We start from the raw sequence: 3289 nt of genomic DNA on the forward strand, positions 1-3289 counted from the left end.
ATTTCTGCGCTGCGGCTTGCTCAAATGGTAAAACTGATTAATTATATGATTAATTCACACAGGGCGTAGCCAATGAAAATCAACGATGATCAAAAAGAATTCTTAGAGCGTGGCGGTCGCCCGACGCTTGGGGACTTGCTGGAAAAGATGAAATTCAGCCCCGCTGATGGCAACATTCGACTGAGCGGAGCGCGGATGATTTTGCAGCGTGCCTCAGTGGGGGCCGACATCCAAGATCAATTGGTCAAACAGCTGGGCGCCCATGATGCTCAGGTGTTTTTGATGCGGCTTGGTTATCGAGCAGGGCGCGAAGACGCCGATTTTATTAAAGAGAACTGGCCAAATCTTGAAATTGGCGATGCATTCACCGCAGGGACGCGGTTGCATATGCTCACGGGCACTGTGCGTGTAGAGACGATGTTCAACGATTTTGATTTTCGCAACGACCGCTATGCCAGCGAATTTCTATGGCATGACTCTGTGGAGGCCGTCGAATATCAACGTCGCCATGGCCGCGCGCTGACATCTGTATGCTGGACGCAAACAGGATATGCCACGGGATATGCCAGCCAGTTCTTTCGTAAACTGGTATTGTTCAAAGAGGTCCATTGCGCAGCCATGGGTCATAAATCCTGTCGCGTGCTTGGCAAAACCACCGAAGGTTGGGGCATCAATGACCCCTATGTTCAAATGTTTATGAACGAGGTTTTGCACAACAATATAAGTACCCCCGTGCGATCCAAATCTACGGCATCCTCCACCAAATCCACGGCACCCCAAAACTATATAGAAAAAGTGCTGGGGCCCGTGCAATCCCAATTGGATAAGCTGGCACAAGCCCGCCTGCCCGCTTTGATAACAGGCGCTTGCGGCACAGGGCGCGCACTGGCTGCGCAATGGTTGCACGATCAAGTGTTCTCTGGTCAAGGCACATTGGAATCACATGCAGGCAGCCACCCAGACCTATCTGATTTGATAGACAAGCTGGAAAAATCGGCGGATCGCCGTCACAGCCAAGGCCAAACATTGGTGATTGAAAACATCGAAGATGTACCCGCACACTTGCAAGACAAGTTGATCCGACTGTCGCATTTTGATGCACGGCGGGCGTCTGTTTTGGTGATCGGGCTCAGCACGCAAACGCTGGCTCAATTGTCGAAATCAAAACGACTGAGCCCCACATTGCTGCATGGGATCGGGGTTTTGCCCATTGAAATGCCACCCTTGTCGGCGCGCAAAGCCGACATCCCCCGTTTGGCGCAATGTATGCTAGATCAGGCGCCTTTGAATGCGCAAGGGGCAAAGCATCTGAGTGATGCTGCCACCGGCAGGCTGGCACAGGCGGCATGGCCAGACAATTTGCCTGAGCTGCGCGCAACATTACATCGGGCCAGTTTACTTGCGGATGCTACACTAGGCATATCCGTTCAAAATATTACAGAGGCACTCGATCACGCACCCTGTATATCGGAGGCTAACGTGGCGCTTGATGACATTTGGGCCGTAATTGATCCTGCGTTTGCGCAATTAGACATGACAATTGATGAGCTGAACACATTTTTATATCGCCGCACCGTTGAGGTTTCGAATGGTAACTTGTCTGAGGCAGCGCGTAAATTGGGACTAAGTCGCGCACAACTGGCCTATCGGTTACGGTCGAAATCATAGCGTAACGTGCTTTTGGTTAGATAGCCAAAACCAACACAATCTATAAAACCAGTTGACGGTTATAAGACAGAACCTGCATGATGATGTATTTACATCTTCAGGAGGTGATTTTGTCCAATCGTTCAACCATCAAAGATGTGGCGATAGAAGCAGGTGTTGGCACAGCCACCGTCGATCGAGTCCTCAATGGGCGTGGCGTTGTGCGCGAAGAAACGATGCGCAAGGTTGCCGAGGCCGCGCACCGCGTTGGCTACCATGCCTCGACATTGATTGATCAACGCCTTGTGACCTCTGTGCCTGAAATGACATTCGGGTTTGTTCTGCACAAAGGAAAGCAAAAATTTTACCAAAACTTTGCCACCGAAATTGAAAAAGCTGTGGCCGAACGGCGCGACATTCGGGGGCGCGCCATCATTCGATTTGCCTCATCTCAATCACCAGACGCCTTTTTGAAAGAGCTGTCAGACATCAAAACCAAAGTGGACGCTTTTGCCAGTTCGGCGGTGAACCATCAAAGCATAACGCAAGAAGTCAGGCGGTTGAAACGTGATGGCATCCCCAGTTTTGCCCTGCTGAATGATTTTGCCCAAGGGGTGCGTGAAAACTATCTGGGCCTCAATAACATGCAAGTTGGCCGGCTTTCTGGCTGGATGACCACCACAGCGGTTCAGAATCCAGGCAAATTGGCCGTCTTTGTCGGCGGCAACCGGTGGCACGGGCACGAGCTGCGCGAAACAGGATATCGCAGCTATATCCGCGACAGTGCGCCGGATTTTACGGTTATTGACACCTTGGTCAATTTGGAAACCCGGCAGCTCACCTATGAGGCCACGCTGGACTTGCTTGAGCGCCATCGCGATCTGCGTGGGATCTATTTGGCGGGCGGCGGAATGGAAGGTGCGATAGCGGCGTTGCGCGAATCGGTTGCGCCGCGCCATGTCGCCTTGGTGGTCAATGAATTGACAGATGACAGTCGCGCCGCCCTGGCCGATGGCTATGTCACGATGGTGATTTCAACGCCGCTGCGCCGCTTGTGTCGCGATATGGTTGAGATGATGGTGAATGCCGTTCGAAATGGCAGCTCTGAAGTGGCAGGACAGCATTTTTTGCAACCCGATCTGTTTTTACCTGAATCGTTTTAATGATGTTATTACATCAAAATTACCCCCAATATAACATCACGGATGATGTGATATGAGCTCGAAAGCGTTGACCTACTGCGGTGACCCTGCGCATTGTGCATCTGTCTGAGGGGCACCAAAACAAGCTCACGGACATCGGAGGAAGATCAAAATTCTAAAGGGCTAATCGAGCGACATTTGCACGCTTGGTTTCGCGCAATCTGCAAACCTGTGTTTGTGGGTGCAGGATTTTATTGTCTTTTTCCATAAAACAGGTCGCGGGCTTTTGTTTTGAGGCTGCGACACGCGGGTCTTGTGGAGGAGCATCGGGCCTGTTCGACAAAATGAACGAAATGACTGACGCGCATGCGTCAGCTTGGGAGGATAAAATGAAAAAGACTATTTTTGCTGCGGGTCTCGCATCATTGTTGGCGACGACGGCTGTGGCTGAAAACATCGGTGTTTCCATGGCGGTGTTTGACGACAACTTTTTGACAGTT

The 3289-nt window shown here is 51.2% G+C and carries 2 protein-coding genes and 1 pseudogene; all 3 read left to right on the top strand.

What is annotated here, in order from left to right; translation table 11 throughout:
- Window positions 1–72 precede the first annotated feature (72 nt).
- Window positions 73–1668, top strand: a complete 1596-nt coding sequence (locus ACJAZW_RS15395) for a XylR N-terminal domain-containing protein (RefSeq protein ID WP_415159686.1) — start codon at window positions 73–75, stop codon at window positions 1666–1668.
- Window positions 1669–1778: 110 nt separating this feature from the next.
- Window positions 1779–2810 (top strand): LacI family DNA-binding transcriptional regulator, encoded by a 1032-nt coding sequence (locus ACJAZW_RS15400; protein ID WP_415159688.1) that lies wholly within the window; start codon window positions 1779–1781, stop codon window positions 2808–2810.
- 368 nt (window positions 2811–3178) lie between these two features.
- A pseudogene (locus ACJAZW_RS15405) lies at window positions 3179–3289 on the top strand (rhizopine-binding protein); the annotation flags it as partial.

This window comes from Maritalea sp., assembly GCF_047634455.1.
In the GTDB taxonomy this organism is placed as follows: Bacteria; Pseudomonadota; Alphaproteobacteria; order Rhizobiales; family Devosiaceae; genus Maritalea.

Coding starts and splice junctions, on each gene's coding strand:
- ACJAZW_RS15395 (WP_415159686.1), top strand. CDS start 73: ATGAAAATCAACGATGATCAAAAAGAATTCTTAGAGCGTGGCGGTCGC.